The 23,622-nt window shown below is 64.9% G+C and carries 24 protein-coding genes and 1 riboswitch; of the genes, 19 read left to right on the top strand and 5 right to left on the bottom strand.

The window, feature by feature from the left end; translation table 11 throughout:
• Positions 1–82 precede the first annotated feature (82 nt).
• From cysM to AC0ZZU_RS22065, 5 genes are all read left to right on the top strand, one after another.
• Entirely contained in the window at positions 83–985 is a 903-nt protein-coding gene (cysM, locus tag AC0ZZU_RS22085; protein ID WP_476343401.1) for a cysteine synthase CysM, read from the top strand.
• The gene (gene rlmD / locus AC0ZZU_RS22080; RefSeq protein WP_476343400.1) at positions 985–2,343 is read left to right on the top strand and encodes a 23S rRNA (uracil(1939)-C(5))-methyltransferase RlmD; all 1,359 of its coding nucleotides are present in this window, start codon (positions 985–987) and stop codon (positions 2,341–2,343) included. Before cysM ends, rlmD begins: the two co-directional genes overlap by 1 nt.
• 100 nt (positions 2,344–2,443) lie before the next feature.
• The gene (gene relA / locus AC0ZZU_RS22075; protein ID WP_476343399.1) at positions 2,444–4,684 is read left to right on the top strand and encodes a GTP diphosphokinase; all 2,241 of its coding nucleotides are present in this window, start codon (positions 2,444–2,446) and stop codon (positions 4,682–4,684) included.
• A gap of 8 nt (positions 4,685–4,692) precedes the next feature.
• Positions 4,693–5,526, top strand: a complete 834-nt coding sequence (gene mazG / locus AC0ZZU_RS22070) for a nucleoside triphosphate pyrophosphohydrolase (protein ID WP_476343398.1) — start codon at positions 4,693–4,695, stop codon at positions 5,524–5,526.
• 27 nt (positions 5,527–5,553) lie between these two features.
• On the top strand, positions 5,554–6,093 hold the full coding sequence (locus tag AC0ZZU_RS22065) for a DUF2058 domain-containing protein (protein ID WP_476343397.1): 540 nt from the start codon (positions 5,554–5,556) through the stop codon (positions 6,091–6,093).
• A 96-nt stretch (positions 6,094–6,189) separates the two neighbouring features.
• Here AC0ZZU_RS22065 and AC0ZZU_RS22060 read toward each other — a convergent pair whose 3' ends face one another.
• The 4 genes from AC0ZZU_RS22060 to purM all read right to left on the bottom strand — a co-directional run bounded on the left by AC0ZZU_RS22060 (position 6,190) and on the right by purM (position 8,971).
• A complete protein-coding gene (locus tag AC0ZZU_RS22060) occupies positions 6,190–6,369 on the bottom strand; it encodes a hypothetical protein (protein ID WP_476343396.1) in 180 nt (59 codons plus the stop codon).
• A 171-nt stretch (positions 6,370–6,540) separates the two neighbouring features.
• Positions 6,541–7,251, bottom strand: coding sequence for a DUF3108 domain-containing protein (locus tag AC0ZZU_RS22055; RefSeq protein WP_476343395.1), 711 nt, complete (start codon positions 7,249–7,251; stop codon positions 6,541–6,543).
• Between the two features lie 8 nt (positions 7,252–7,259).
• The gene (purN, locus tag AC0ZZU_RS22050) at positions 7,260–7,913 is read right to left on the bottom strand and encodes a phosphoribosylglycinamide formyltransferase (protein ID WP_476343394.1); all 654 of its coding nucleotides are present in this window, start codon (positions 7,911–7,913) and stop codon (positions 7,260–7,262) included.
• Positions 7,913–8,971, bottom strand: a complete 1,059-nt coding sequence (gene purM / locus AC0ZZU_RS22045) for a phosphoribosylformylglycinamidine cyclo-ligase (RefSeq protein WP_476343393.1) — start codon at positions 8,969–8,971, stop codon at positions 7,913–7,915. The genes purN and purM overlap by 1 nt, the downstream gene beginning before the upstream one ends.
• Positions 8,972–9,334: 363 nt before the next feature.
• On the opposite strand from purM, the gene AC0ZZU_RS22040 reads away from it, so the two are divergent.
• The 5 genes from AC0ZZU_RS22040 to AC0ZZU_RS22020 all read left to right on the top strand — a co-directional run bounded on the left by AC0ZZU_RS22040 (position 9,335) and on the right by AC0ZZU_RS22020 (position 13,772).
• Positions 9,335–10,396 carry a DUF2066 domain-containing protein gene (locus AC0ZZU_RS22040; RefSeq protein ID WP_476343392.1) on the top strand — a complete coding sequence of 354 codons (1,062 nt, stop codon included), beginning with the start codon at positions 9,335–9,337 and terminating at the stop codon, positions 10,394–10,396.
• 12 nt (positions 10,397–10,408) lie between these two features.
• Positions 10,409–11,482 carry an AI-2E family transporter gene (locus AC0ZZU_RS22035; protein WP_476343391.1) on the top strand — a complete coding sequence of 358 codons (1,074 nt, stop codon included), beginning with the start codon at positions 10,409–10,411 and terminating at the stop codon, positions 11,480–11,482.
• A gap of 147 nt (positions 11,483–11,629) precedes the next feature.
• Positions 11,630–12,334 carry a DnaA regulatory inactivator Hda gene (hda, locus tag AC0ZZU_RS22030; protein ID WP_158460063.1) on the top strand — a complete coding sequence of 235 codons (705 nt, stop codon included), beginning with the start codon at positions 11,630–11,632 and terminating at the stop codon, positions 12,332–12,334.
• A 129-nt stretch (positions 12,335–12,463) separates the two neighbouring features.
• Complete coding sequence (locus AC0ZZU_RS22025) at positions 12,464–13,102, top strand: C40 family peptidase (protein WP_476343390.1); 639 nt, start codon at positions 12,464–12,466, stop codon at positions 13,100–13,102.
• A gap of 136 nt (positions 13,103–13,238) precedes the next feature.
• Positions 13,239–13,772: a C40 family peptidase gene (locus AC0ZZU_RS22020; RefSeq protein WP_476343389.1), complete on the top strand. Its 534-nt coding sequence runs from the start codon at positions 13,239–13,241 to the stop codon at positions 13,770–13,772.
• A gap of 14 nt (positions 13,773–13,786) precedes the next feature.
• Here AC0ZZU_RS22020 and AC0ZZU_RS22015 read toward each other — a convergent pair whose 3' ends face one another.
• A complete protein-coding gene (locus AC0ZZU_RS22015) occupies positions 13,787–15,100 on the bottom strand; it encodes a PQQ-dependent sugar dehydrogenase (protein WP_476343388.1) in 1,314 nt (437 codons plus the stop codon).
• Between the two features lie 125 nt (positions 15,101–15,225).
• Positions 15,226–15,446, top strand: a riboswitch (cobalamin riboswitch).
• A gap of 142 nt (positions 15,447–15,588) precedes the next feature.
• Here AC0ZZU_RS22015 and cobO point away from each other — a divergent pair.
• Genes cobO through cobC form a run of 9 tightly spaced genes read left to right on the top strand, consistent with a single transcriptional unit; the run spans position 15,589 to position 23,621 of the window.
• Positions 15,589–16,200: a cob(I)yrinic acid a,c-diamide adenosyltransferase gene (cobO, locus tag AC0ZZU_RS22010; protein WP_476343387.1), complete on the top strand. Its 612-nt coding sequence runs from the start codon at positions 15,589–15,591 to the stop codon at positions 16,198–16,200.
• Positions 16,197–17,492, top strand: a complete 1,296-nt coding sequence (locus tag AC0ZZU_RS22005) for a cobyrinate a,c-diamide synthase (RefSeq protein WP_476343386.1) — start codon at positions 16,197–16,199, stop codon at positions 17,490–17,492. Before cobO ends, AC0ZZU_RS22005 begins: the two co-directional genes overlap by 4 nt.
• On the top strand, positions 17,489–18,139 hold the full coding sequence (gene bluB / locus AC0ZZU_RS22000; protein ID WP_476343385.1) for a 5,6-dimethylbenzimidazole synthase: 651 nt from the start codon (positions 17,489–17,491) through the stop codon (positions 18,137–18,139). The genes AC0ZZU_RS22005 and bluB overlap by 4 nt, the downstream gene beginning before the upstream one ends.
• Positions 18,136–19,044 (top strand): adenosylcobinamide-phosphate synthase CbiB, encoded by a 909-nt coding sequence (gene cbiB / locus AC0ZZU_RS21995; RefSeq protein ID WP_476343384.1) that lies wholly within the window; start codon positions 18,136–18,138, stop codon positions 19,042–19,044. Before bluB ends, cbiB begins: the two co-directional genes overlap by 4 nt.
• On the top strand, positions 19,037–20,029 hold the full coding sequence (gene cobD / locus AC0ZZU_RS21990; RefSeq protein WP_476343383.1) for a threonine-phosphate decarboxylase CobD: 993 nt from the start codon (positions 19,037–19,039) through the stop codon (positions 20,027–20,029). Before cbiB ends, cobD begins: the two co-directional genes overlap by 8 nt.
• Positions 20,026–21,480, top strand: coding sequence for a cobyric acid synthase (locus AC0ZZU_RS21985; protein WP_476343382.1), 1,455 nt, complete (start codon positions 20,026–20,028; stop codon positions 21,478–21,480). Before cobD ends, AC0ZZU_RS21985 begins: the two co-directional genes overlap by 4 nt.
• 1 nt (position 21,481) lies before the next feature.
• On the top strand, positions 21,482–22,003 hold the full coding sequence (gene cobU / locus AC0ZZU_RS21980; RefSeq protein ID WP_476343381.1) for a bifunctional adenosylcobinamide kinase/adenosylcobinamide-phosphate guanylyltransferase: 522 nt from the start codon (positions 21,482–21,484) through the stop codon (positions 22,001–22,003).
• The gene (cobT, locus tag AC0ZZU_RS21975) at positions 22,000–23,055 is read left to right on the top strand and encodes a nicotinate-nucleotide--dimethylbenzimidazole phosphoribosyltransferase (RefSeq protein WP_476343380.1); all 1,056 of its coding nucleotides are present in this window, start codon (positions 22,000–22,002) and stop codon (positions 23,053–23,055) included. Before cobU ends, cobT begins: the two co-directional genes overlap by 4 nt.
• A complete protein-coding gene (gene cobC / locus AC0ZZU_RS21970) occupies positions 23,052–23,621 on the top strand; it encodes an alpha-ribazole phosphatase family protein (RefSeq protein ID WP_476343379.1) in 570 nt (189 codons plus the stop codon). The genes cobT and cobC overlap by 4 nt, the downstream gene beginning before the upstream one ends.
• Position 23,622: the final 1 nt, after the last annotated feature.

Below are 23,622 nucleotides of genomic sequence, written 5' to 3'. Positions count from 1 at the left end.
ACCCCTGCACATTGCGTGATATGGCGAGGGAAGCTTTGCCGGTATGATAGTCGCCCCTGCCGCCCGGATTGCGAAACACGCCATGATTCTGCAGTACCCAACCATCGCCGATTGCGTCGGCAACACGCCTCTGGTTCGCCTGCAGCGTCTCGCCGGCCAGAGCAGCAACACGCTCCTGCTCAAGCTCGAGGGCAACAATCCGGCGGGCTCGGTCAAGGACCGTCCTGCCCTGTCGATGATCACGCGCGCCGAACTGCGTGGCCAGATCAAGCCAGGCGACACGTTGATCGAGGCCACCTCGGGCAACACCGGCATCGCGCTGGCAATGGCTGCGGCGATCAAGGGCTACAAGATGATCCTGATCATGCCCGACAATTCCACCGCCGAGCGCAAGGCTGCGATGACCGCCTATGGCGCCGAACTCATCCTGGTCACTCGCGAAGAGGGCATGGAAGGCGCTCGCGACCTCGCTGGCAAGCTGCAGGCCGAAGGCCGTGGTCTGGTTCTCGACCAGTTCGGCAATGCCGACAATCCCGAGGCCCATTACGGCAGCACCGGTCCCGAGATCTGGCGCCAGACCGAGGGCAGCATCACCCATTTCGTCAGCTCCATGGGTACCACCGGCACCATCATGGGTTGCTCGCGCTACCTCAAGGAACAGAACCCCGCCATCCAGATCGTTGGCTTGCAGCCCATGGAAGGCTCGGCGATCCCCGGTATCCGCCGCTGGCCTCACGAATACCTGCCCAAGATCTTCGATGCCGAGCGAGTCGACCGCGTGATCGACATGTCGCAGGAAGAGGCAGAGGACGTCACCCGCCGTCTTGCCCGTGAAGAGGGCATTTTCTGTGGTGTGTCCTCCGGTGGTGCGGTCGCGGCCATGCTGCGCCTGTCCCAGGAAGTGGAAAACGCCGTGATGGTTGCGATCATCTGCGATCGCGGCGACCGCTACCTGTCCACTGGCCTGTTCGACGCGGCGCCCTGATGTCCAGACAGAAACGCAACGGCGGCCTGCGCTTCCAGCCAGCCGGCGGCGACCGTGCGCCCCAGGTACCCGTGGGCAAGAAACAACACCTGAACATCGAACGGCTATCCGGTGACGGTCGTGGCATTGCTTTTCATGAGGGCCGCACTTGGTTCGTCAGCGGCGCATTGGCGGGCGAGGCGGTCGAAGCTCGTGTGCTCAACGCCCGTGGCAAGGTGGTCGAGGCTCGCCTGGAGCGGGTCCTGCAGGCCAGCGCCAGTCGCCGTCCGGCGCCCTGCAAGCACTTCGACCGCTGTGGCGGTTGCAACCTGCAACACCTGCCCCACGACGAGCAACTGGCGCTCAAGCAGCGCACCCTGGCCGAGCAGCTGCAGCGGGTTGCGGGCATCCAGCCAGAAGAGTGGGCCCCGCCTCTGGCCGGTCCGGAATTCGGCTATCGCCGCCGCGCTCGCGTGGCGGTGCGCTGGGACCCCAAGTCGCGCCAGCTGGATGTGGGCTTTCGCGCCGAGGCCAGTCACGACATCGTAGCGATCGAGGAATGCCCGGTGCTGGTACAGCCCTTGCAGTCGATCATGCGGCATCTGCCGACCCTGCTTCGCAGTCTCGACAAGCCACAGGCCATCGGCCATGTGGAGTTGTTCAGCGGCACTGCCGAAGCGATTTTGGTTCGACATACAGCCCCGCTGGGTGAAGATGATCTGAAGCGGTTACTGGCGTTTTGCCAGGAAGCCAAGGCCCAGCTATGGTTGCAAGGAGAGGGTGCGCCGCACGCTGTCGAAGCCGGACAGGCCTTGGGTTTCGCCCTGGAACCCTGGGGGCTGGAGCTGGCCTGGCGGCCGGGTGATTTCATCCAGGTCAATGCCCCGGTCAACACCGCGATGATCCAGCAGGCCCTGGCCTGGCTGGCGCCGCAGGCCGACGAGCGAGTCCTTGACCTGTTTTGCGGGCTGGGCAACTTCGCCTTGCCTCTGGCGCGCCAGGTGCGCGAGGTGGTGGCAGTGGAAGGTGTTCAGGCAATGGTGGAGCGGGCAGCCGCCAATGCGAGGGACAATGACGTGCATAACGCGCGGTTTTTTCAGGCCGATTTATCGCAGCCGTTGGCAGGCGCGGAGTGGGCCGACGAGGGCTTTTCTGGGGTAATCTTGGACCCACCCCGTGACGGCGCCTACGAGATGGTGCGAAACATCGCCAAGCTTGGGGCGAAACGCCTGGTTTACGTATCGTGCAATCCGGCCACCCTGGCGCGAGACGCGCAGGTGCTGGTCGATGAGGGTTACCGGTTAAAAAGGGCCGGGATTCTCGACATGTTTCCTCAGACGGCGCATGTCGAGGCCATGGCGTTATTCGAAGCGGACTAGCCATGCTGGTCCGTGTGGTGCGGCTCCCAGGGAACAGGGAGCGGCACAGGTGATTGCCAGTGCACCCGCGTGGTGTGCTGTATGGAAAGGTAGATAAAAGATGGTACAGGTGAGAGTGCACCAGCCGGTCAACCACGACGGCAGTATCAATCTCGAGGCATGGCTGGATCATGTGGTAAGCGTTGACCTGGCGCTGGACCGCGAGGCGCTCAAGGCGGCTTGCGAGTTCGCCCAGGACGTCGAGAAAAAAGGCAACCCGGCCAAGCATTCATGGGCCGATGGTACTTCGAGCTTCCAGGCAGGCCTGGAAATTGCCGAAATCCTGGCCGACCTCAAGCTCGACCAGGACTCGCTGGTGGCGGCGGTCATCTACCGCGCCGTGCGCGAGGGCAAGGTGACCCTGGCCGAAGTGGGCCAGCGTTTCGGTCCGGTGGTGTCCAAGCTGATCGACGGCGTATTGCGCATGGCCGCCATCAGCGCCAGCCTGAGCCCGCGGCAGTCGCTGGTGCTCGGCTCGCAGGCGCAGGTCGAGAACCTGCGCAAGATGCTCGTGGCGATGGTCGACGATGTGCGTGTTGCGTTGATCAAGCTGGCCGAACGTACCTGCGCGATCCGGGCCGTCAAGGCCGCCGATGACGAGAAACGCCTGCGGGTTGCCCGCGAGGTGTTCGACATCTATGCCCCGCTGGCCCACCGCCTGGGCATCGGCCACATCAAGTGGGAGCTGGAAGACCTGTCCTTCCGCTACCTGGAGCCTGATCAGTACAAACAGATCGCCAAGCTGCTGCACGAGCGGCGCCTGGACCGCGAGCGCTTCATCAGCGACGTGATGAACCAGCTGCAGAACGAGCTGCTGGCCACCGGCGTCAATGCTGACATCAGCGGCCGGGCAAAGCATATCTACTCGATCTGGCGCAAGATGCAGCGCAAAGGCCTGGAATTCAGCCAGATCTACGACGTGCGCGCCGTGCGGGTGCTGGTGCCGGAAATGCGCGACTGCTACACCGCGCTGGGCATCGTCCACACCCTGTGGCGACATATTCCCAAGGAGTTCGACGACTACATCGCCAACCCCAAGGAGAACGGCTATCGCTCCTTGCACACCGCGGTGATCGGTCCCGAGGGCAAGGTGCTCGAGGTGCAGATCCGTACCCACGCCATGCATGAAGAGGCCGAGTTGGGCGTCTGCGCCCACTGGCGCTACAAGGGCACCGACGTCAAGCAGAGCTCCAACCACTACGAAGAGAAAATCTCCTGGCTGCGCCAGGTGCTGGAGTGGCACGAGGAACTGGGCGACATCGGCGGTCTGGCCGAGCAGCTGCGAGTCGACATCGAGCCCGACCGGGTCTACGTGTTCACCCCCGACGGTCATGCCATCGACTTGCCCAAGGGCTCCACGCCGCTGGACTTTGCCTACCGCGTGCACACCGAGATCGGTCACAACTGCCGTGGCGCCAAGATCAACGGTCGCATCGTGCCGCTCAACTACAGCCTGCAGACCGGCGAGCAGGTCGAGATCATCACCAGCAAGCACGGTCACCCGAGCCGCGACTGGCTGAACAGCAACCTGGGCTACGTCACTACCTCGCGGGCCCGGGCCAAGATCGTACATTGGTTCAAGCTGCAGGCCCGCGACCAGAACGTCGCTGCCGGCAAGACCCTGCTCGAACGCGAGCTGAGCCGCCTGGGCCTGCCGCAGGTCGACTTCGAGCGGCTGTCGGAAAAGGCCAACGTGAAGACGGCCGAAGACATGTTCGCTGCGCTCGGTGCCGGCGATCTGCGCCTTGCTCACCTGGTCAACGCGGCGCAGCAGTTGCTCGAGCCCGACCGCCGCGAGGAAGTCGAACTGGTGTCGCGCAAAGCTACCGGCTACAAGCCTGGCAAGCGCGGTGACATCCAGATTCAGGGCGTCGGCAACCTGTTGACGCAGATGGCTGGCTGCTGCCAACCATTGCCTGGCGAGGCCATCGTTGGCTTCATCACCCAGGGCCGTGGCGTCACCATTCACCGCCAGGACTGCGCCTCGGTGCTGCAACTGGCGGGGCGCGAGCCTGAGCGGATCATCCAGGTCAGCTGGGGTCCGGTGCCGGTGCAGACCTACCCGGTCGATATCATCATCCGCGCCTACGACCGGCCCGGCCTCCTGCGTGACGTCTCCCAGGTGCTGCTCAACGAGAAGATCAACGTGCTGGCGGTCAACACTCGTTCAAACAAGGAAGACAACACCGCGCTGATGTCGCTGACGATCGAGATTCCCGGTCTCGATGCACTGGGACGCCTGCTGGGCAGGATCTCGCAGTTGCCGAACATCATCGAGACGCGGCGTAACCGCACCCCGTGAGCCTGACCATGACCTATACCCTCGACGACCTGCTCCACCTGATGGCCCGGCTGCGCGACCCGCAGCATGGCTGCCCCTGGGATCTCAAGCAGGACTACGCGAGCATCGTCCCGCACACGCTCGAAGAAGCCTACGAGGTGGCTGATACCATCGAGCGGGGCGACTTCGATCACCTGCAAGGCGAGCTGGGCGACCTGTTGTTCCAGGTGGTGTACTACAGCCAGCTGGCCCGCGAAGACCAGCGTTTCGAGTTTGCCGGAGTAGTCGACGGCATTACCCGCAAGCTGATCCGTCGGCATCCCCACGTGTTTCCGACGGGTGATCTCTACGCACCGCTGGATACTCCCAGCCTGAGCGAGGCCGAGGTCAAGCAACGCTGGGAAGAGATCAAGGCGACGGAACGTGCCGAGAGAAGCGTGCCCGAGCAGCTCTCCCTGCTGGACGATGTACCAGCCGCCCTGCCAGCGCTGTCACGTTCAGCCAAGTTGCAGAAGCGCGCGGCCCAGGTCGGTTTCGACTGGCCTGACGCCCTGCCGGTGCTCGATAAAGTCCGCGAAGAATTGGACGAGGTGTTGCAGGCCATGGCTGATGGCGATCCGCAAGCGCTCGAAGATGAAGTCGGCGACTTGCTGTTCGCTGCCGTCAACCTGGCCCGTCACCTCAAGCTGGATCCCGAAAATGCCCTGCGCGGCGCCAATCGCAAGTTCGAACGGCGTTTTCGCTTTATCGAACAGGCCTTGCGTGACAGCGCGCGTCCCATCGAAGATTGTACCCTTGAAGACCTGGATACCCTTTGGGGTGAAGCCAAGCGTCAGGAAAAGAACCTGCCCAGCTGCGGCTGAGCTGATGCATAAGTGAGTGAGTAATCCATGAGCCTTTCCCTTCGCGACCAATTGCTCAAGGCCGGTCTGGTCAATCAGAAACAGGTCAAGCAGGTCAACAAAACCGAGAAGAAACAAAAGCGGCTGGAGCAAAAAGGCCAGGCCGAGGTCGATGACAGCCAGCAGCGGCAGGCCAAGGAGGCCATGGCCGAGAAGGCCAGGCGCGACCAGGAGCTGAATCGCCAGCAGCAGGAAAAGGCCGAGCAGAAGGCCCGCGCAGCACAGGTCAAGCAGCTGATCGAGGTGTCGCGCCTGCCCAAGATGACGACCGAGGACTACTACAACTTCGTCGACGACAAGAAGGTCAAGCGCATCGCGGTCAACGCCCTGATGCGCAGCAAGCTTTCCAGTGGCTCGCTGGCGATCGTTGCCCATGGCGGCGGCTACGAAGTGATCCCGCGGGAAGCGGCGGTGAAGATCCAGGAGCGGGCGCCCGAGCGGATCCTGCTGCTCAACACCCGGGTCGAAGAGCCGGATGCCGATGATCCCTACGCGGCCTACGTCATCCCGGACGACCTCATGTGGTAAGGCACTTTTGAGTTGCAACCCGCAAGAGACAAGTAAAAGCGGATCGGAGGAGTGCCTGCGATCCGCTTTTTTCTTGCAGCCGGCGTCTGAGCCGGCTCAGTCGGCGGGCCGATTTTCCAGCGTTTCCAGCTCGCTGCGGTATTGCTCGGCTTCGTGCTCATTGTGGAACATGCCAACCAGCTGACCCTGCTGATGGACATCCCAGATCCGCACGCCAGCGGCCAGGCCTTCGTGGGACAGTTTCGATTCGTCGCGTTCGGTTACTTGGACAGTCATCGGTAAACTCCACAGTTTCAGTTGGCTGCGGCAGTGTGTCGCAGGCCTTCTTTATAGAGTTTGTTAGCTGCCTAAGTAAATAAACACAGAATGAAACATATTTCATGAAAGCTGAAGGCCTAAAAAAACCCCGCACCAGGCGGGGTTTCGGGTGCAGCTGATGAACTTGGTTCAGTTACCCTTCACCGACTTGCCATCGACCGTGCCTTCCTGCAGCACGATCACGTACTCCTTGCCGTCAGTCTCGACCTGACGCAGTTGCACCAGCAGGTAATCCCAGTCCTTGGCAAACCACAGCTCGGTGATGCGCTTGCTCTGGCTCGGGTCGCGGACGCGCTCGACCTTGACCGCATCGACCTGGCCGGTCTTGGTGGCAACCTTTTCGGTGCCCAGCACGCGGAAGTCGTAGGTGTCGATCTCGTCGCCGTCGACCACCTGGTAGGTCATGCTTTTCTTGCCGGCCGCCACATCGTGCTGCAGTGCCAACTGATAGGACGACTTGTCGAGCACGCCACGGTTCAGCGGAAGGTTTACCGCGTCGCCACGGTCGCTGCCAGTGACCTTCTTGCTGCTCCAGTCGAAGTCCAGGTCGACCTTCTTGGCCTTGCCGAGGCCGCCACGCTGGAAATGATAGCTCTGCGGCAGCAGGGTCTCGTTCTCCATGCGCAGCGTGCTCTGTTCAGTCAGGCTGGCGATCATCATCGAAGCCTTGAAGTTCAGGCTCCATGTACCATTGGCGTTTTTTTCCAGGCTGCGCTCGGCAGTACCGCTCATGGGCAGTTGCTTCCAGTCGGCGGTGTAGCTGGCCGAGAAAGGCTTCAGATCAGCTGCCTGGAGGGGCAGGGCAAGCACGGCGAGAGCCAAGAGCAGTGCACGACGCATAATATCTCCTAGGGTCGAATCAAGTGGCCGCTGGCCGCCAGCGGCTGGCCATCCAGTAATGCACCGTGCTCGCCAAGACGCAAGCGTCCTTCGGCGAACCAGCGCACGGCCAGCGGGTAGATCTGGTGTTCCTGGCAATGAACCCGCTGGGCCAGGCTCTGCGGGGTATCATCCAGCGCTACCGGCACCACAGCCTGTGCGACCAGGGGGCCGCCATCGAGTTCCTCCGTGACGAAGTGCACGCTGCAGCCGTGCTCGGCGTCACCGGCTTCGAGTGCCCGGAGGTGGGTATGCAGGCCCTTGTAGAGGGGCAGCAACGAAGGATGGATGTTCAGCAGGCGCCCCTGATAATGGCGGACAAAGCCCGCGCTCAGGATACGCATGAAGCCGGCCAGCACCACCAGGTCCGCCCCGAAGCCGTCGATGACTTGCATCAACGCCGCATCGAAGGCCTCGCGGCCTTCGTAACCACTGTGATCGAGCACGGCGGTTTCAATGCCGGCTGCCTCCGCACGCTGCAGACCGTAAGCGTCGGCACGGTTGGACACCACCGCACGGATGCGTACCGGACTGTCCGCGCCACGGCTGCTGTCGATCAGCGCTTGCAGGTTGCTGCCAGAGCCCGACAGCAAGACCACCACATCACAGGAGTTGCTTGGCATCAGTGCGCCTTGACGTTCTTCAGCTCGACCTGGGCTGCGCCTTCGGCGGCAACGCCGATCTGGCCGATGACCCAAGGCTGCTCGCCTGCTTCGCGCAGGACGTTCAGGGCGGTTTCGACCTGGTCCTGGGCCACGCAGATGACCATGCCGACGCCGCAGTTCAGTACGCGGTGCATCTCATGCTCGTCAACGTTGCCTTGCTGCTGAAGCCAGTCGAACACCACCGGACGGTTCCAGCTGGCGACATCGACCACGGCCTGGGCGCCTTTTGGCAGCACGCGCGGGATGTTGTCGAGCAGGCCGCCACCGGTGATATGGGCCATGGCCTTGACCGCGCCGGTCTGCTTGATCAGTTGCAGCAGAGGCTTCACGTAGATACGGGTCGGCGCCATCAGCAGCTCGGTCAGCGGGGTACCGTCGAGCTCGATGGTCTCGATGTCGGCGCCGGAAACCTCGATGATCTTGCGGATCAGCGAGTAGCCGTTGGAGTGCGGGCCGGAGGAGGGCAGGGCGATCAAGGCGTCGCCGGTGGCAACCTTGGAGCCGTCGATGATCTCGGCCTTTTCCACGACGCCGACGCAGAAGCCGGCCAGGTCGTAGTCTTCACCTTCGTACATGCCAGGCATTTCGGCGGTCTCGCCACCTACCAGCGAGCAGCCGGCCAGTTCGCAACCGGCACCGATGCCGGTGACCACGGTAGCGGCGACTTCGACGTTGAGCTTGCCGGTGGCGTAGTAGTCAAGGAAGAACAGCGGCTCGGCGCCGCAGACCACCAGGTCGTTGACGCACATGGCGACCAGGTCCTGGCCGATGCTGTCATGCTTGTTCAGGTTCAGTGCCAGGCGCAGCTTGGTGCCGACGCCGTCGGTGCCCGAGACCAGCACCGGCTGCTTGTAGCCGGCCGGGATCTCGCAGAGGGCGCCGAAGCCGCCCAGGCCGCCCATGACTTCCGGGCGCGCCGTGCGCTTGGCGACGCCTTTGATGCGTTCGACCAATGCTTCACCGGCGTCGATGTCTACACCGGCGTCCTTGTAGCTCAGGGAGGGTTGCTTGCTCATGATCCAGGCCTTTAGGAGGGAGGGATTCGTGGAATCGACCGCAACGGTCAAGGCCGGGTACCAGGGTGCCGCTGCCTGAACGTCGCTGGTCTGCGAAGGCGCGCGATTTTATCAGGGTTGCCGTGCAGCGGCCATCCTTGAGCCGACGGGATGGGCGCTGATTTCGCTAAAAAGAGCTTGAGAACAATGGTTGAGAGCGCATGACGGGTTGCCTTGCCACAGGCTATATAAGGTATGCAAAGGTAGTGGGATGTTACCTTGTGCGCCTGCAGGCCATCCCGTCGTGAGCGTTACTCTTCACTTTGCGGTCATGGCAGCTGGTTTGGCGCCCGGCGCCCCTTGTTATCAGGACAGGAATCCCTCATGCGTTTTTTCAATTACCTGGCGGTTGGTTGTCTGGCCTTGGTCGGTTTCGCGGCGCAGGCCGAAACGGTCTCCGGTCTCTATCAGGTGCGCGAGCCCGTGGCCGGTGAGGGCGCCGAGGCACGCACTCAGGCGACTGGCAAGGCCCTCGAAACCCTGGTGCTGCGTCTGACCGGCGACGCCAAGGCGGCGCAGAGCCCCGCTCTGGCAGCCCTGCGCAAGGACCCTCAGCAGATCATCAGCCGGTTCGGCTTTGAAGCGGGCCCTCCCGAAACCGTCCTGGTCGACTTCGATCCCGGCACCACCGAACGCACTTTGCGCAAGGCCGGTCTGGCACTGTGGGGCAGCAATCGACCTTCGATCCTCGGCTGGTGGCTCAATGATAGCGTCGAGGGCAGCAGCCTGGTCGGCGATGGCCAGAACGCCGCGGGCCCGCTGCGCCGGGCCGCTCAGCATCGTGGCCTGCCGTTGCGCCTGCCGCTGGGCGACCTGCAGGAACAACTGGTGGCCAATGGCGAGCAGCTCGAGAGCAAGGACCCGGCACCGTTGCGGGAAGCGTCCGGGCGCTATGGCGCCGACGCCCTGCTGGCCGTGCATGCCCATGAGGCAGATGGCAAGTGGCAAGGCAAGTGGCAGCTGTGGCTGGGTGACCAGCGCGAGCAGGGCACCGCCGAAGGCGCCGATCAGGCAGCCCTGGCCGATGCCGTGATGCTGGCCGTCAGTACGCGCCTGGCGCCGCGCTTCGTTGCCCGCCCTGGCGCCAGCAGCGAACTGCAGCTGCAGGTCCAGGGCATGAACCTGGCGCGCTACGCCGAGCTCGGCCGAGTGCTCGAACCCTACGGCGCCCGCCTGCGCGAAGCTGATGGCGGAACATTGGTCTACAAGGTCACCGGCAATGCCGACCAACTGCGCGCGCAGCTGGGCCTGGCCAAGCTGCAGGAACTGCCTGCCGAGCAGGCCCCGGCCGCACCCGCCGTGCCGGCGCCTGCGCCGGGCGCCGCCGACGAACCGGCCCAGGCTGCGACGCCGAAGCCGTTCGATGGCTTGCGGTTTCGCTGGTAAGGGGCGCTGACAGTGACCGATATTCGCCGTTGGGCGTGGTTGGGCATTGCCCTGCTGATAGCCGTGCTCCTGTACCTGCTGCATGGCATTCTGTCGCCGTTTCTGATCGGCATTCTTCTGGCCTACCTCGCCGACCCGCTGGTCGATCGTCTGGAGCGCATGGGGCTGTCGCGCACCTGGGGCGTGGTGGTGGTATTCACACTCTTCACCCTGATATTCCTGGCCTTGCTGCTGGTGCTGATCCCGATGCTGGCCAAGCAGTTGCTGCGCCTGTACGAGCTGGCGCCACAGATGCTCGACTGGCTCCAGCATTCAGCCTTGCCATGGGTGCAGTCTCGCCTTGGCCTGGCCGACGGCTTCTGGAAATTCGACAAGATCAAGGCCGCCATCGGTGCGCACATGGGCCAGACCACCGACATCGTCGGCATCATCCTGTCCCAGGCGACCGCCTCGAGCCTGGCGCTGATCGGCTGGCTGGCCAACCTTGTGCTGATCCCGGTAGTCGGCTTCTACCTGCTGCGCGACTGGGACCTGATGATGGCCAAGCTGCGTGGCCTGCTGCCGCGCCAGCGCGAGGATCAGGTAGTGGGATTGGCAGGCGAATGCCATGAGGTCCTGGGTGCCTTCGTACGTGGGCAACTGATGGTGATGCTTGCCCTTGGTCTGATCTACTCGGCGGGCCTGATGCTCGTGGGCCTCGAGCTGGGCCTGCTGATCGGCCTGCTGGCCGGCCTTGCCGCCATCGTGCCCTACATGGGCTTTATCATCGGCATTGGCGCGGCCATCATTGCCGGGCTGTTCCAGTTTGGCGGCGATCCGTATCCCCTGCTCGCCATCGTGGCCGTGTTCATGGTCGGGCAGGCACTCGAAGGCATGGTGCTCACGCCGCTGCTGGTGGGCGACCGCATCGGCCTGCATCCGGTGGCGGTAATCTTCGCCATCCTGGCGGGTGGAGAACTGTTCGGCTTCACGGGCGTCCTGCTGGCGCTGCCGGTGGCCGCGGTGATCATGGTGCTGCTGCGTCACGTCCATGACCTCTATAAAGAGTCGGACATGTATGGCGGCGACGTCGACCCGCACCTGTAGCTTTGCCAGTCGTCGTCACAGGCGCGCAAGCCCTTGATTTCGCTTGCGCTCTTGTGCGTGCCGATTGTGCGACCGGCACGGCAGGTATAGACTTTGCACACTCTTCACCGAAGGCCCCCTGTGGATCATCCCGACCGCCCAGCCAGCATGAAACCCATCCAGTTGCCACTGGGTGTGCGTCTGCGCGATGACGCCACCTTCATCAACTACTATCCGGGCGCCAATGCCGCGGCATTGGGCTACGTAGAGCGGCTTTGCGAAGCCGACGCCGGCTGGACCGAGAGCCTCATCTACCTGTGGGGCAAGCAGGGGGTCGGCCGTTCGCACCTGCTCCAGGCAGCCTGCCAGCGCTTCCAGCAGATGGGCGAGCCGGCGGTGTACCTGCCGCTGGCCCAACTGCTCGATCGTGGCATCGAGCTGCTCGACCATCTCGAACAGTACGAACTGGTCTGCCTTGATGACCTGCATTCGATTGCTGGCAAGCCGGATTGGGAGGAGGCCATGTTCCACCTGTTCAACCGCCTGCGCGACAGCGGCCGCCGCTTGCTGATCGCTGCCGCGAGCTCTCCCCGCGAGCTGCCGATCAAGCTGCCGGACCTCAAGTCGCGCCTCACCCTCGCGTTGATTTTCCAGATGCGTGGCCTGTCGGACGAAGACAAGCTGCGCGCCTTGCAGCTGCGCGCCTCGCGCCGTGGGCTGCATCTTACCGATGAGGTAGGACATTTCATCCTTACCCGTGGGACGCGTAGCATGAGCGCGCTGTTCGACCTGTTGGAGCGCCTCGACCAGGCGTCTTTACAGGCCCAGCGCAAGCTCACAATTCCCTTCCTCAAAGAGACTCTGGGCTGGTAAAAAGCCTGAAAAGCTTGATCCAGAGCCTTCAGACACAAAAGTCACAAAAAAATCGATTAAATTTGCAAATCGATTCGATAGTAGGCATAGTCGCGCCCTCCTACAGAATCTTCCGACACGGTCGTGCCCATGCTGAAGCGCTTCGCACCCCTCGTGCCCCTCGCACTTGTGACACTGCTGTTTGGCTGCGCGGCTCAAGGCCCGGTATCCCAGCCCCAGGCGCCACATCCCGTCGCCGTACAATCGCCAGTCAAGGCCAAGCCATCGGCCTCATCGGTGTTCGGCGAAGAAGAGCTCGTCACTGAAGACGAAGCTGATGTCTTTTCCAGCAACAGCAAGCCTTATGTGCTTCCAGTGCTTGCCGACAGCATCCTTGAGCGTGGCATGTCGCTGATCGGAACCCGCTATCGCTTCGGTGGTACTTCGGAAAAATCCGGCTTCGACTGCAGCGGTTTCATTGGCTATCTGTTCAAGGAAGAAGCCGGGCTCAAGTTGCCGCGCTCGACCCGCGAGATGATCAACGTCGACGCCCCTCAAGTCTCGCGCAACAAGCTCAAGCCAGGCGACCTGCTGTTCTTCAGCACCAATGGCCGTGGCCGCGTCAGCCATGCCGGTATCTACCTGGGTGACAACCAGTTCATTCACTCCAGCAGCCGCCGCAGCGGTGGCGTGCGCATCGACAATCTCGGTGACCGCTACTGGAGCAAGACCTTCATCGAGGCCAAGCGTGCCCTGGCCATGGCCCCGACCAACATCGCACGCAACTGATCGCATCCCTCGCGGGTCCAACACGGCGGCATAGCTCAAAAAGCGTGCCGCCGTGCGTATTTACGCAAAGCGTCTAATCTAGTTTCTCAACTCTTTTCGACTGCGGTCGACCGGTTACAGACAGGATGTTCTGACCATGGCGATGATGGCGCGCTTCGCTCTTTTTTCCCTGACGGCACTGCTCGGTGCCTGCTCGAGTCATGCCCCCGCGCCGGCTCCCGTGGCCCCACGGGTGGTCATGTACAGCCAACCCTCGTTCTCCCCAGTGGCCGAAGACGTGCTGTTCAGAGCCATCGGCCTGGTGGGCACGCCCTATCGGTGGGGAGGCAACACGCCTGATTCCGGATTTGATTGCAGCGGCCTGATCGGCTACGTGTACCGCGATGCCGCAGGCATCAGCCTGCCACGCACCACCCGCGAGATGATCAGCGTTCGCGCGCCGGATATCGACATTCAGGCACTGCAGTCTGGCGACCTGGTGTTCTTTGCGACCAACGGCGGGTCGCAGGTCAGTCATGCCGGAATCTACGTAGGAGAAGGGCGCTTCGTGCACGCCCCGTCGACCGGCGGGACGGTGCGACTGGATTACCTGTCCAACAGCTACTGGCACAAGGCGTATCTGCAGGCGAAGAGAATCATTCCTTCCGGCAACCTGGCGACCAATCCCTGACGCCAGAAGCCTGGTCACTTCGCCTTGGTCACCCGCCAGATCACATTTCCTACATCATCGGCGACCAGCACGCCGCCTTGTTGGTCGGTGACCACGCCAACCGGCCGGCCCATGGCTTTCTCGTCATCGTTCAGGAACCCGCTCAGCAGATCCACCGGCTTGCCCGAGGGCTTCCCGTCCGCCCCGAACGGCACGAATACCACTTTGTAGCCACTGTGCGGATCGCGGTTCCAGGAGCCGTGCTGGCCGATGAACGCACCCCGCCCGAATGGCGCGGGCAGCACGCCGTCCTTGGCGAACGCCAGTCCGAGCGAGGCGGTGTGCGGGCCGACGGCGTAATCGGGGACCAGGGCCTTGGCGACCATGTCCGGCGCCTGTGGCTTGACCCGCACGTCGACGTGCTGCCCGTAGTAGCTGTATGGCCACCCGTAGAAGCCGCCCTCCTTGACCGAAGTGATGTAGTCGGGCACCAGATCGCTGCCAATCTCGTCACGCTCGTTCACCGCCGTCCATAACGCGCCTGTGGTCGGCTCCCAGTCCAGGCCATTGGGATTGCGCAGACCTGAAGCAAAAATCCGGTGCTGGCCGGTGGCGCGGTCGACTTCCCAGATGGCGGCTCGGCCTTGCTCCTGCTCAAGGCCGTTTTCCCCCACATTGCTGTTGGAGCCGACGGTAACGTAGAGCTTCTTGCCGTCGCGGCTGGCGATGACGTTCTTGGTCCAGTGATGGTTGAGCATGCCGCCCGGCAGGTCGACCACCTTGGCGGGATTCTGGACTTGCGTGGTGCCAGGCGGGTAGTGGAAGCGCAGCAGGCGATCGGTGTCGGCTACGTAGAAGTCTGTTCCGACGAGGGCCATGCCAAAGGGTGAGTTGAGTCCATCGATAAAGGTGGTACGCACTTCGGCGACGCCGTCATGGTCGGCGTCGCGCAGCAGGGTGATGCGGTTGGCACTGGGCACGCCTGCGCCTGCGCGCTTCATCACTTTCTTCATTATCCAGCCGCGCACGCCCTTGTCGTCATCGGGCTTGGGCGGGGCGTTGGTCTCGGCCACCAGCACGTCACCGTTGGGCAGTACATAGAGCCAGCGCGGATGATCGAGGTTGCCCGCGAAGGCCGTCACCTGGGTGCCGGGCGCCGCTTGGGGCTTGACGCCTTGTGGCCAGCCCACCGCGGGTGCGATGTTGACGGTGGGCATGAGGGTCTCGTTCGGCTCGGGCAGGTTTGGCGAGGGGCCGAAGCCTTCGTCCAGCTTCAGCCGGGCGGTCTCGCCGCAACCGCCCAGGCCGGTGGCCAGGGCCAGCACTATCGCTACGCGTATCCTGTCCATGTTCGAGATCCTCGCAAGGTGGTCATCAAGTATTCAGAGCCATACCCCGCAAACTAGGTTCAGTGCCCCCGGTCCAGTGGCAGATCGTCCCGGGTTTGATTGACGCTCCGAGTGCAACCCTCTAACCTTCGCGGCGTGTTTCAGGTGCTCTGCGGGCGAAGGCTCGGCAGGGTGAAACTGGGAAGCCGGTGAGCGCAGACAAGGCGCGATTCCGGCGCTGCCCCCGCAACGGTAAGCGAGTGAACGCCGCGCATGGCCACTGGGTTTGACTACCCGGGAAGGCGCGTGGCACAAGGCCCCGAGCCTGCTCGCAAGTCCGGAGACCGGCCTGTTACAGCCAACGGCATCACGGAGGGTGATGCGCGGAGCACCGTGGCCAGCGCCGCGGCCCTGCGCGTTTTCCGTATGCCTGCCTATTTATCTGTCGTCGCCTGGTGCCTGCCAGCGCGCGCCCGAGCGCGGCGCCCGACAGTCTGCGGAGAACTTTCATGAGCGAATCCACCGAGCGTGACGAACGCCACCTGGCGCGCATGCAGCGCAAGAAGGCCGTGATCGACGAGCGTATCGCCAGCGCCCCTAATGAATGCGGCCTGCTGCTGGTGCTGACGGGCAACGGCAAGGGCAAGAGCAGCTCGGCCTTCGGCATGCTCGCCCGCGCCATGGGTCACGGCATGCAGTGCGGCGTGGTGCAGTTCATCAAGGGCCGCAACAGCACCGGCGAAGAGTTGTTCTATCGCCGCTTCCCTGAACAGGTGCGGTATCACGTGATGGGCGAGGGCTTTACCTGGGAAACCCAGGACCGCCAGCGCGATATCGCCGCCGCGGAAGCAGCCTGGGCCGTGTCGCGGCAGATGCTGCAAGACCCTGCGATCGGCTTCGTTGTGCTCGACGAGCTCAATATTGCGCTCAAGCATGGCTATCTCGACCTCGACCAGGTCCTTGGCGACCTGCAGGCCCGCCCGCCGATGCAGCATGTGATCGTCACCGGCCGCGGCGCCAAGCCCGAACTGATCGACCTGGCCGACACCGTTACCGAGATGGGCGTCGTCAAGCATGCCTTCCAGGCCGGCATCCGCGCGCAAAAGGGTGTCGAACTGTGAGCCAAGCCCGGCACTGCCCGGCGGTTCTGATCGCGGCACCGGCTTCAGGCCAGGGCAAGACCACGGTCACCGCTGCATTGGCACGCCTGCATCGAAACCTCGGCCGCAAGGTGCGGGTGTTCAAGTGCGGGCCGGATTTTCTCGATCCGATGATTCTCGAGCGTGCCAGCGGTGCGCCGGTGTACCAGCTCGACATGTGGATGATCGGCGAGCAGGAGAGCCGCCGACTGCTGTGGGAAGCGGCACTGGATGCCGACCTGATCCTGATCGAAGGAGTCATGGGGCTGTTCGATGGCACTCCTTCGAGCGCGGATCTGGCGCGGCACTTTGGCGTGCCGGTGCTGGCGGTGATCGACGGCACGGCCATGGCCCAGACCTTCGGCGCCCTGGCCCTGGGTCTGGCGCGCTATCAGGCCGACCTGCCGTTCGCGGGTGTCCTGGCGAACCGCGTCGGCACGCTGCGCCACGCGCAATTGCTCGAAGGGAGCCTGACCGAAGGGCTGCGTTGGTATGGCGGGCTGTCGCGGGGGAGCGACATCGAGCTGCCGAGCCGGCATCTCGGCTTGGTCCAGGCGAGCGAATTGAATGATCTGGACGCGCGTCTCGATGCCGCCGCCCAGGCCTTGGGCGAGAGCTGCGATGCCGCCTTGCCGCCGCCTGTCCGCTTCGCCGAGCCGGATCCTGTCGCGGTCGAGCCGTTTCTGGCCGGCGTGCGCATCGGCGTGGCCCGTGACGAAGCCTTTGCCTTCCTGTACGGCGCCAATCTCGACCTGCTGCAGGCCATGGGTGCCGAGCTGGTGTTCTTCTCGCCTGTGCATGACGCGCATCTGCCTGACGTCGACAGCCTTTATCTGCCCGGCGGTTATCCCGAGCTGCACCATCAGGTCCTGTCCGGCAATGGCCCGATGCTGCACGCCATCCGTGCGCACCACGCGCAAGGCAAGCCACTGCTCGCCGAATGCGGCGGGATGCTGTACCTGCTCGATTCCCTGACCGACGTGACGGGTGAACGAGCCGAGCTGCTTGGCCTGCTTGCAGGGGACGCCGTGATGCAGAAACGGCTGGCGGCGTTGGCCCTCCAGGACGTTGCATTGCCGGAGGGCAACCTGCGCGGACATACCTACCATCATTCGCTGACCAGCACCGAGCTGGAACCGATCGCCCGTGGGCACAGCCCGAATGGTGGACGTGGCGCCGAGGCGGTCTATCGCTGCGGCCGGCTGACGGCGTCCTACGTGCACTTCTATTTTCCGTCCAACCCACCTGCGGCGGCGGCGCTGTTGCGGCCATGAGCGAGCAGGCCTTCAACGACGCCGAGCGTGCAGCGGTCTACCGCGCCATTGGCGAGCGGCGCGACATGCGTCATTTCACCGGGGGCGAGGTCGCTCCCGAGCTGCTGGCCAGACTGCTGGGCGCGGCGCACCAGGCGCCCAGCGTCGGGCTGATGCAGCCCTGGCGTTTCATCCGCATCAGCGACCGGGCCCTGCGTGGGCAGATCCAGGCGCTGGTCGAGGAGGAACGGGTGCGCACGGCGCACGCGCTGGGCGAGCGTTCCGATGAGTTCATGCAGCTCAAGGTCGAGGGTATTGGCGACTGCGCCGAGGTGCTGGTGGCAGCCTTGATGGACCAGCGCGAAGCGCACATCTTTGGCCGCAGGACCTTGCCGGAGATGGACCTCGCATCGCTGTCGTGCGCGATCCAGAACCTCTGGCTGGCGGCGCGTGCCGAAGGCCTGGGCATGGGCTGGGTGTCGCTGTTCGAGCCTCAGGCACTGGCGGCGCTGCTGGGCATGCCGGCAGGCGCCAAGCCGCTGGCGGTATTGTGCCTGGGCCCGGTCGAGGCATTCTACCCGGCGCCGATGCTGGTGCTCGAAGGGTGGGCGCAGGAGCGGCCGCTGAGCGAGATGCTGTTTGAAAACCACTGGGGGAACAAGCAATGAGCGTGGCCTTGCTGACCGTGGCCGGGGTGGCCATGGATGCGCTGCTGGGCGAACCGCAGCGGCGACATCCGCTGGTGGCGTTCGGACGCCTGGCGTCGCGCCTGGAGCAGCGCCTGAACGCCGGTGGCCGAGGCTGGCGCAGCCATGGCGTCAGCGCCTGGTTCCTGGCCGTGGTGCCGCTTACGCTGGTCGCGATGATCCTTTCGTGGCTGCCTTATGTTGGCTGGCTGGTCGAGGTTCTTGCACTGTATTGCGCGCTGGGAATGCGCAGCCTTGGCGAACATGTGCTGCCAGTGGCCGAGGCCTTGCGCCGGGGTGATCTTGACCAGGCACGCCAGCGCGTGGGGTACCTGGTGAGCCGCGAAACCCGCGAGCTCGACGAGCCTGCCGTGGCGCGCGCGGCCACTGAATCAGTGCTGGAAAACGGCAGCGATGCGGTGTTCGCCGCGTTGTTCTGGTTTGCCGTGGCCGGTGCCCCCGGGGTGGTGCTGTATCGCCTGAGCAACACCCTCGATGCCATGTGGGGTTACCGCAACGAGCGCTTCGAGCGCTTTGGCTGGGCCGCGGCGCGCATCGATGACCTGCTCAACTATATTCCGGCCAGGCTGGTGGCGCTGACCTACGCCTCGCTGGGCAAGACCCGCCTGGCCCTGTCCTGCTGGCGTCGCCAGGCCCCACTGTGGGACAGCCCGAATGCAGGCCCCGTCATGGCCGCAGGCGCTGGCGCGCTGGGCGTCGAGCTCGGCGGACCGGCGGTCTATCACGGTGAGTTGCACGAGCGCGCGCGCCTGGGTGAGGGCCCGATGGCCGATGCCGACGCCATCGAGCGAGGCTGGCAACTGGTGCGCAAAGGCGTGTGGTTGTGGTTGTTGCTGATCTGCCTGGGAGCGCAGTGGAATGCTTGAGCACGGTGGACGCTTGCTGCGCGCAGTGCAGCACTACGGCATCGCCCGGGACCGCTGGCTGGACCTCTCCAGCGGCATCGCCCCGTGGCCGTATCCGATTCCTGAAATCCCCCCGCAGGCCTGGGCACGCCTGCCCGAAACCGACGACGGCCTGGAGCAGGCCGCGCGTCATTATTACGGTGTGCGCCAGATCCTTCCGGTGGCCGGTTCCCAGGCCGCGATCCAGGCCTTGCCCCAGCTGCGCGAGCGCAGCGTAGTGGGCGTGCTTGCGCCGTGCTATGCCGAGCACGCCGAAGCCTGGCAGCGTGCCGGGCACGAGGTGCGCGAGCTCGACGAGGATACGCTGGAGCCTGCGCTCGACGACCTGGACGTGCTGGTGCTGGTCAACCCCAACAACCCTACCGGCCGGGTGGTCTCGGGCGAGCGCCTGCTGGCCTGGCACGCTCGCCTGGCCGCGCGTGGCGGCTGGCTGCTGGTCGACGAAGCCTTCATGGACAACACTCCCGGGCGAAGCATCGCGACCCATGCCGAGCGGCCCGGCCTGATCGTGCTGCGTTCATTCGGCAAGTTCTTCGGCCTGGCCGGTGTGCGCCTGGGCTTCGTGCTGGCCGAGCACGCGCTGCTCGAACGCCTGGCCGAGCTGCTCGGACCCTGGACCATCAGCGGACCGACGCGAGTGCTCGGGCAGGCCTGCCTGCGCGATGAGACTTCCCATCAGGTCCAGATCAGCCGATGCGCCCTCGCCAGCGAGCGCCTTGCAGCGCTGCTGGGCAGCGCCGGCCTGAGTCCGGCCGGCGGCTGCGACCTGTTCCAGTACGTGCGCACCGAGCGCGCGTCTCAGTTGCACGATTTTCTTGCCCGACGCGGCATCCTCGTGCGTCTGTTCAGCACTCCGGCAGCCCTGCGCTTCGGTCTGCCTGAGCACGACGCCGACCTGGAGCGCCTGCGCCAGGCCCTGAACGACTACCGCAAGGAGCCCGCATGACCACCCTGATGGTGCAAGGCACTACCTCCGATGCCGGCAAGAGTACCCTCGTGACCGCGCTATGCCGCTGGCTGCTGCGCCAAGGCATTGCCGTCGTGCCTTTCAAGCCGCAGAACATGGCGCTCAACAGCGCCGTCACCGCCGACGGCGGCGAGATCGGCCGCGCCCAGGCGGTGCAGGCCCAAGCCTGCCGGCTGGCGCCGCATACAGACATGAACCCGGTGCTGCTCAAGCCCAACAGCGATACCGGCGCCCAGGTCATCGTCCATGGCCGCGCGGTCACCTGCATGAATGCCGTGGCCTACCACGACTACAAGTCCATCGCCATGCAGGCCGTGCTGGCATCCCACCAGCGCCTGAGCGGACAGTATCCCGTGGTGGTGGTCGAAGGCGCAGGCTCCCCGGCCGAGATCAACCTGCGGGCTGGCGACATCGCCAACATGGGCTTTGCCGAGGCGGTCGACTGCCCGGTGATACTGGTGGCCGACATCAACCGTGGTGGGGTTTTCGCCCATCTGGTCGGTACCCTCGAACTGCTGTCGCCGAGCGAACAGGCGCGGGTCAAAGGCTTCGTCATCAATCGCTTCCGGGGTGACATCGCCTTGCTGCAGCCAGGCCTGGACTGGCTTGAAGCGCGCACCGGCAAGCCGGTACTGGGCGTGTTGCCCTATGTCACCGACCTGCACCTGGAAGCGGAGGATGGCATTGATCAGCGCCAGGGCGCGAAGCACGAGCGTGCGCTGAAGGTCATCGTCCCGGTGCTGCCGCGCATCAGCAACCATACCGACTTCGACCCGCTGCGCCTGCATCCGCAGGTCGACCTGCAGTTCATCGGGCCTGGCCAGCCGATACCCGCAGCCGACCTGATCATCCTGCCCGGCTCCAAGAGCGTGCGCGGCGACCTGGCGCAGTTGCGCGCACGCGGCTGGGGCAGCGCTATCGCTCGTCACCTGCGCTATGGCGGCAAGGTCATCGGGATCTGTGGCGGGCTGCAGATGCTCGGCCAGCAGGTGCACGACCCGCTGGGGCTCGAAGGGGCCGCGGGCTCCAGTGCCGGTCTGGGCCTGCTCGACTACAGCACAGTGCTCGAAGCCGACAAACAGCTGCGAAACGTTGCCGGTATCCTCGAACTCGAGGGGGCGCCAGTCACTGGCTACGAGATCCATGCGGGTGTCACTAGCGGCCCAGCCCTGGAGCGCCCCGCGCTACAGCTGGCAGACGGGCGCTGCGACGGCGCGGTAAGCGCCGACGGGCAGGTGCTGGCCACCTATCTGCACGGGCTGTTCGAGGGCACCGAGTCGTGCGCTGCGCTGCTGCGCTGGGCGGGACTGCACGCGGTGGAACCGGTGGACTACCAGGCCCTGCGCGAGCGCGACATCGAGCGCCTGGCCGACCTGGTCGAGCAGCACATGGACACTGCGGCCCTGCGCCAACTCTGTGGAGTCGACTGACATGCGCAGCCTTATCCTCGGCGGCGCCCGCTCCGGCAAGAGCCGCCTGGCCGAGCAACTGGCTGCGGCCAGCGGGCTGCCGGTCACCTACATCGCCACCAGCGAACCGCTGGATGGCGAAATGAACGCGCGGGTGCAGTTGCACCGCGAGCGCCGTCCCGCAGACTGGGCGCTCATCGAAGAACCCGTGGCCATGGCCGCCGTGCTGCGCCGCGAAGCTGCCGAAGGCCGCTGCCTGCTGGTCGACTGCCTGACCCTGTGGCTGACCAACCTGCTGATGCTCGAAGACCCTCAGCGCCTGGCCGAGGAGCGCGACGCGCTGCTCGACTGCCTGGCGCAGCTGCCCGGCACCGTCATCCTGGTCAGCAACGAAACCGGCCTGGGCGTGGTGCCCATGGGCGAGCTGACTCGCCGCTACGTCGACCTGGCCGGCCTGATGCACCAGGCCGTGGCCGAGCGCTGCGAGCGCGTGGTGCTGACGGTTGCCGGTCTTCCTCTCATGCTCAAAGGACCTGCTCTATGACTCAAACCTGGTGGCGCGATGCCTGCCAACCTCTCGATCACGCCGCCATGGACCAGGCCCGCGCCCGTCAGCAGCAATTGACCAAACCCACTGGCTCGCTAGGCCAGCTGGAAGTCCTCGCGGTGCAGCTGGCAGGCATGCAAGGACAGGAGCGGCCACAACTGGACCAGGTGTTCATCAGCATCTTTGCCGGTGACCATGGCGTGGTCGAGGAAGGCATCTCGGCCTATCCGCAGGCGGTGACCGGCCAGATGCTGCGCAACTTCGTCGGCGGCGGGGCGGCCATCAGTGTGCTGGCGCGCCAGCTCGACGCGCGGCTTGAAGTGGTCGACCTCGGCACCATCGATCCGGACCTCGAGTTGCCGGGCGTCCGGCATCTGCGCCTGGGCGCCGGTACCGCCAACTTCGCCCGCCAGCCAGCAATGACCCAAGAGCAACTGCACGGTGCCCTGAAAGGCGGTCGCGACAGTGTTCTGCGGGCACTTGGGCACGGCGCGCAGCTATTCATCGGCGGCGAGATGGGCATTGGCAACACCACGGCGGCCGCAGCCCTGGCAAGCGCCCTGATGGGTTGCCCGGCGCGCGACCTCAGTGGCCCTGGCACCGGCCTGGACAGCGCCGGTGTGCGCCACAAGGCCGAGGTGATCGAGCGGGCCCTGGCGCTGCATGGCGTGCGGGCAGACGAGCCGTTGCATGCCCTGGGCTGCGTGGGTGGTTTCGAGATCGCTGCATTGGCAGGTGCGTACCTCGCCTGTGCGCAGCAAGGCGTGCCAGCGTTGGTCGACGGTTTTATCTGCAGCGTCGCGGCGTTGGTGGCGGTGCGCCTCAATCCGCAGTGCCGGCCATGGCTGATGTTTGCCCACCAGGGCGCCGAGCCTGGCCACCAGGCCTTGCTCGCCGCACTTGGAGCCGAACCCTTGCTGGCCCTGGGCCTGCGCCTGGGCGAAGGCAGCGGCGCCGCTCTGGCAGTGCCGCTCTTGCGTCTGGCCTGCGCCCTGCACGGGCAGATGGCCACTTTTGCCGAAGCGGCCGTGGCGGACCGTCCTGCATGATTCTCGACCTCTTGCGCCATGGTGAAACCGAGCAGGGCGGCGGCCTGCGTGGCAGCCTGGACGATGCCCTCACTCCGCTCGGCTGGTCGCAGATGCGTGAAGCGGTCGCTCACGGCGGTACCTGGGAGGTGCTGGTCAGCTCGCCCTTGCAGCGCTGCGCGCTGTTCGCCGACGAGCTCGGCGCACGCCTTGGCTTGCCGGTGCAGCGCGAGCCTGCGTTGCAGGAGCTGCATTTCGGCGAGTGGGAAGGCCACAGCGCCCTGCAGCTGATGGACACCCACGCCGACGAGCTTGGCCGCTTCTGGGCTGATCCTTACGCCTACACCCCTCCCGGCGGCGAAACCGTGCTGGCCTTTGCCGAACGGGTGTTTGGCGCCATCGAGCGGCTGCAGCGCAATCACGTGGGCAAGCGCGTGCTTCTCGTCACCCACGGCGGCGTCATGCGCCTGCTGCTGGCCCATGCCCGTGGCTTGCCGCGCGAGCAGTTGCTGCAGGTCGAAGTCGGCCATGGCACCCTGGTACGCCTGGCGCCGCGCGATGACGGGCAACTGGGCGAGGTGGCCTGAC

This window comes from Pseudomonas sp. JE3303 (assembly GCF_056312565.1).
Note: the sequence above shows the minus strand (reverse complement) of the source record. Positions and strands in the feature narration are given on the sequence as shown.

Excerpts from the sequence above, each read along its gene's own strand:
- cobO (WP_476343387.1), top strand. The coding sequence starts at position 15,589 with ATGAGCGAATCCACCGAGCGTGACGAACGCCACCTGGCGCGCATGCAG.
- purN (WP_476343394.1), bottom strand. The coding sequence starts at position 7,913 with ATGCCAAGCAACTCCTGTGATGTGGTGGTCTTGCTGTCGGGCTCTGGC.
- bluB (WP_476343385.1), top strand. The coding sequence starts at position 17,489 with ATGAGCGAGCAGGCCTTCAACGACGCCGAGCGTGCAGCGGTCTACCGC.
- cobD (WP_476343383.1), top strand. The coding sequence starts at position 19,037 with ATGCTTGAGCACGGTGGACGCTTGCTGCGCGCAGTGCAGCACTACGGC.
- AC0ZZU_RS22020 (WP_476343389.1), top strand. The coding sequence starts at position 13,239 with ATGGCGATGATGGCGCGCTTCGCTCTTTTTTCCCTGACGGCACTGCTC.
- cysM (WP_476343401.1), top strand. The coding sequence starts at position 83 with ATGATTCTGCAGTACCCAACCATCGCCGATTGCGTCGGCAACACGCCT.
- cobU (WP_476343381.1), top strand. The coding sequence starts at position 21,482 with ATGCGCAGCCTTATCCTCGGCGGCGCCCGCTCCGGCAAGAGCCGCCTG.
- mazG (WP_476343398.1), top strand. The coding sequence starts at position 4,693 with ATGACCTATACCCTCGACGACCTGCTCCACCTGATGGCCCGGCTGCGC.
- relA (WP_476343399.1), top strand. The coding sequence starts at position 2,444 with ATGGTACAGGTGAGAGTGCACCAGCCGGTCAACCACGACGGCAGTATC.
- cobC (WP_476343379.1), top strand. The coding sequence starts at position 23,052 with ATGATTCTCGACCTCTTGCGCCATGGTGAAACCGAGCAGGGCGGCGGC.
- AC0ZZU_RS22025 (WP_476343390.1), top strand. The coding sequence starts at position 12,464 with ATGCTGAAGCGCTTCGCACCCCTCGTGCCCCTCGCACTTGTGACACTG.
- AC0ZZU_RS22065 (WP_476343397.1), top strand. The coding sequence starts at position 5,554 with ATGAGCCTTTCCCTTCGCGACCAATTGCTCAAGGCCGGTCTGGTCAAT.
- AC0ZZU_RS22015 (WP_476343388.1), bottom strand. The coding sequence starts at position 15,100 with ATGGACAGGATACGCGTAGCGATAGTGCTGGCCCTGGCCACCGGCCTG.
- AC0ZZU_RS21985 (WP_476343382.1), top strand. The coding sequence starts at position 20,026 with ATGACCACCCTGATGGTGCAAGGCACTACCTCCGATGCCGGCAAGAGT.
- rlmD (WP_476343400.1), top strand. The coding sequence starts at position 985 with ATGTCCAGACAGAAACGCAACGGCGGCCTGCGCTTCCAGCCAGCCGGC.
- AC0ZZU_RS22060 (WP_476343396.1), bottom strand. The coding sequence starts at position 6,369 with ATGACTGTCCAAGTAACCGAACGCGACGAATCGAAACTGTCCCACGAA.
- purM (WP_476343393.1), bottom strand. The coding sequence starts at position 8,971 with ATGAGCAAGCAACCCTCCCTGAGCTACAAGGACGCCGGTGTAGACATC.
- AC0ZZU_RS22040 (WP_476343392.1), top strand. The coding sequence starts at position 9,335 with ATGCGTTTTTTCAATTACCTGGCGGTTGGTTGTCTGGCCTTGGTCGGT.
- hda (WP_158460063.1), top strand. The coding sequence starts at position 11,630 with ATGAAACCCATCCAGTTGCCACTGGGTGTGCGTCTGCGCGATGACGCC.
- AC0ZZU_RS22055 (WP_476343395.1), bottom strand. The coding sequence starts at position 7,251 with ATGCGTCGTGCACTGCTCTTGGCTCTCGCCGTGCTTGCCCTGCCCCTC.
- cobT (WP_476343380.1), top strand. The coding sequence starts at position 22,000 with ATGACTCAAACCTGGTGGCGCGATGCCTGCCAACCTCTCGATCACGCC.
- cbiB (WP_476343384.1), top strand. The coding sequence starts at position 18,136 with ATGAGCGTGGCCTTGCTGACCGTGGCCGGGGTGGCCATGGATGCGCTG.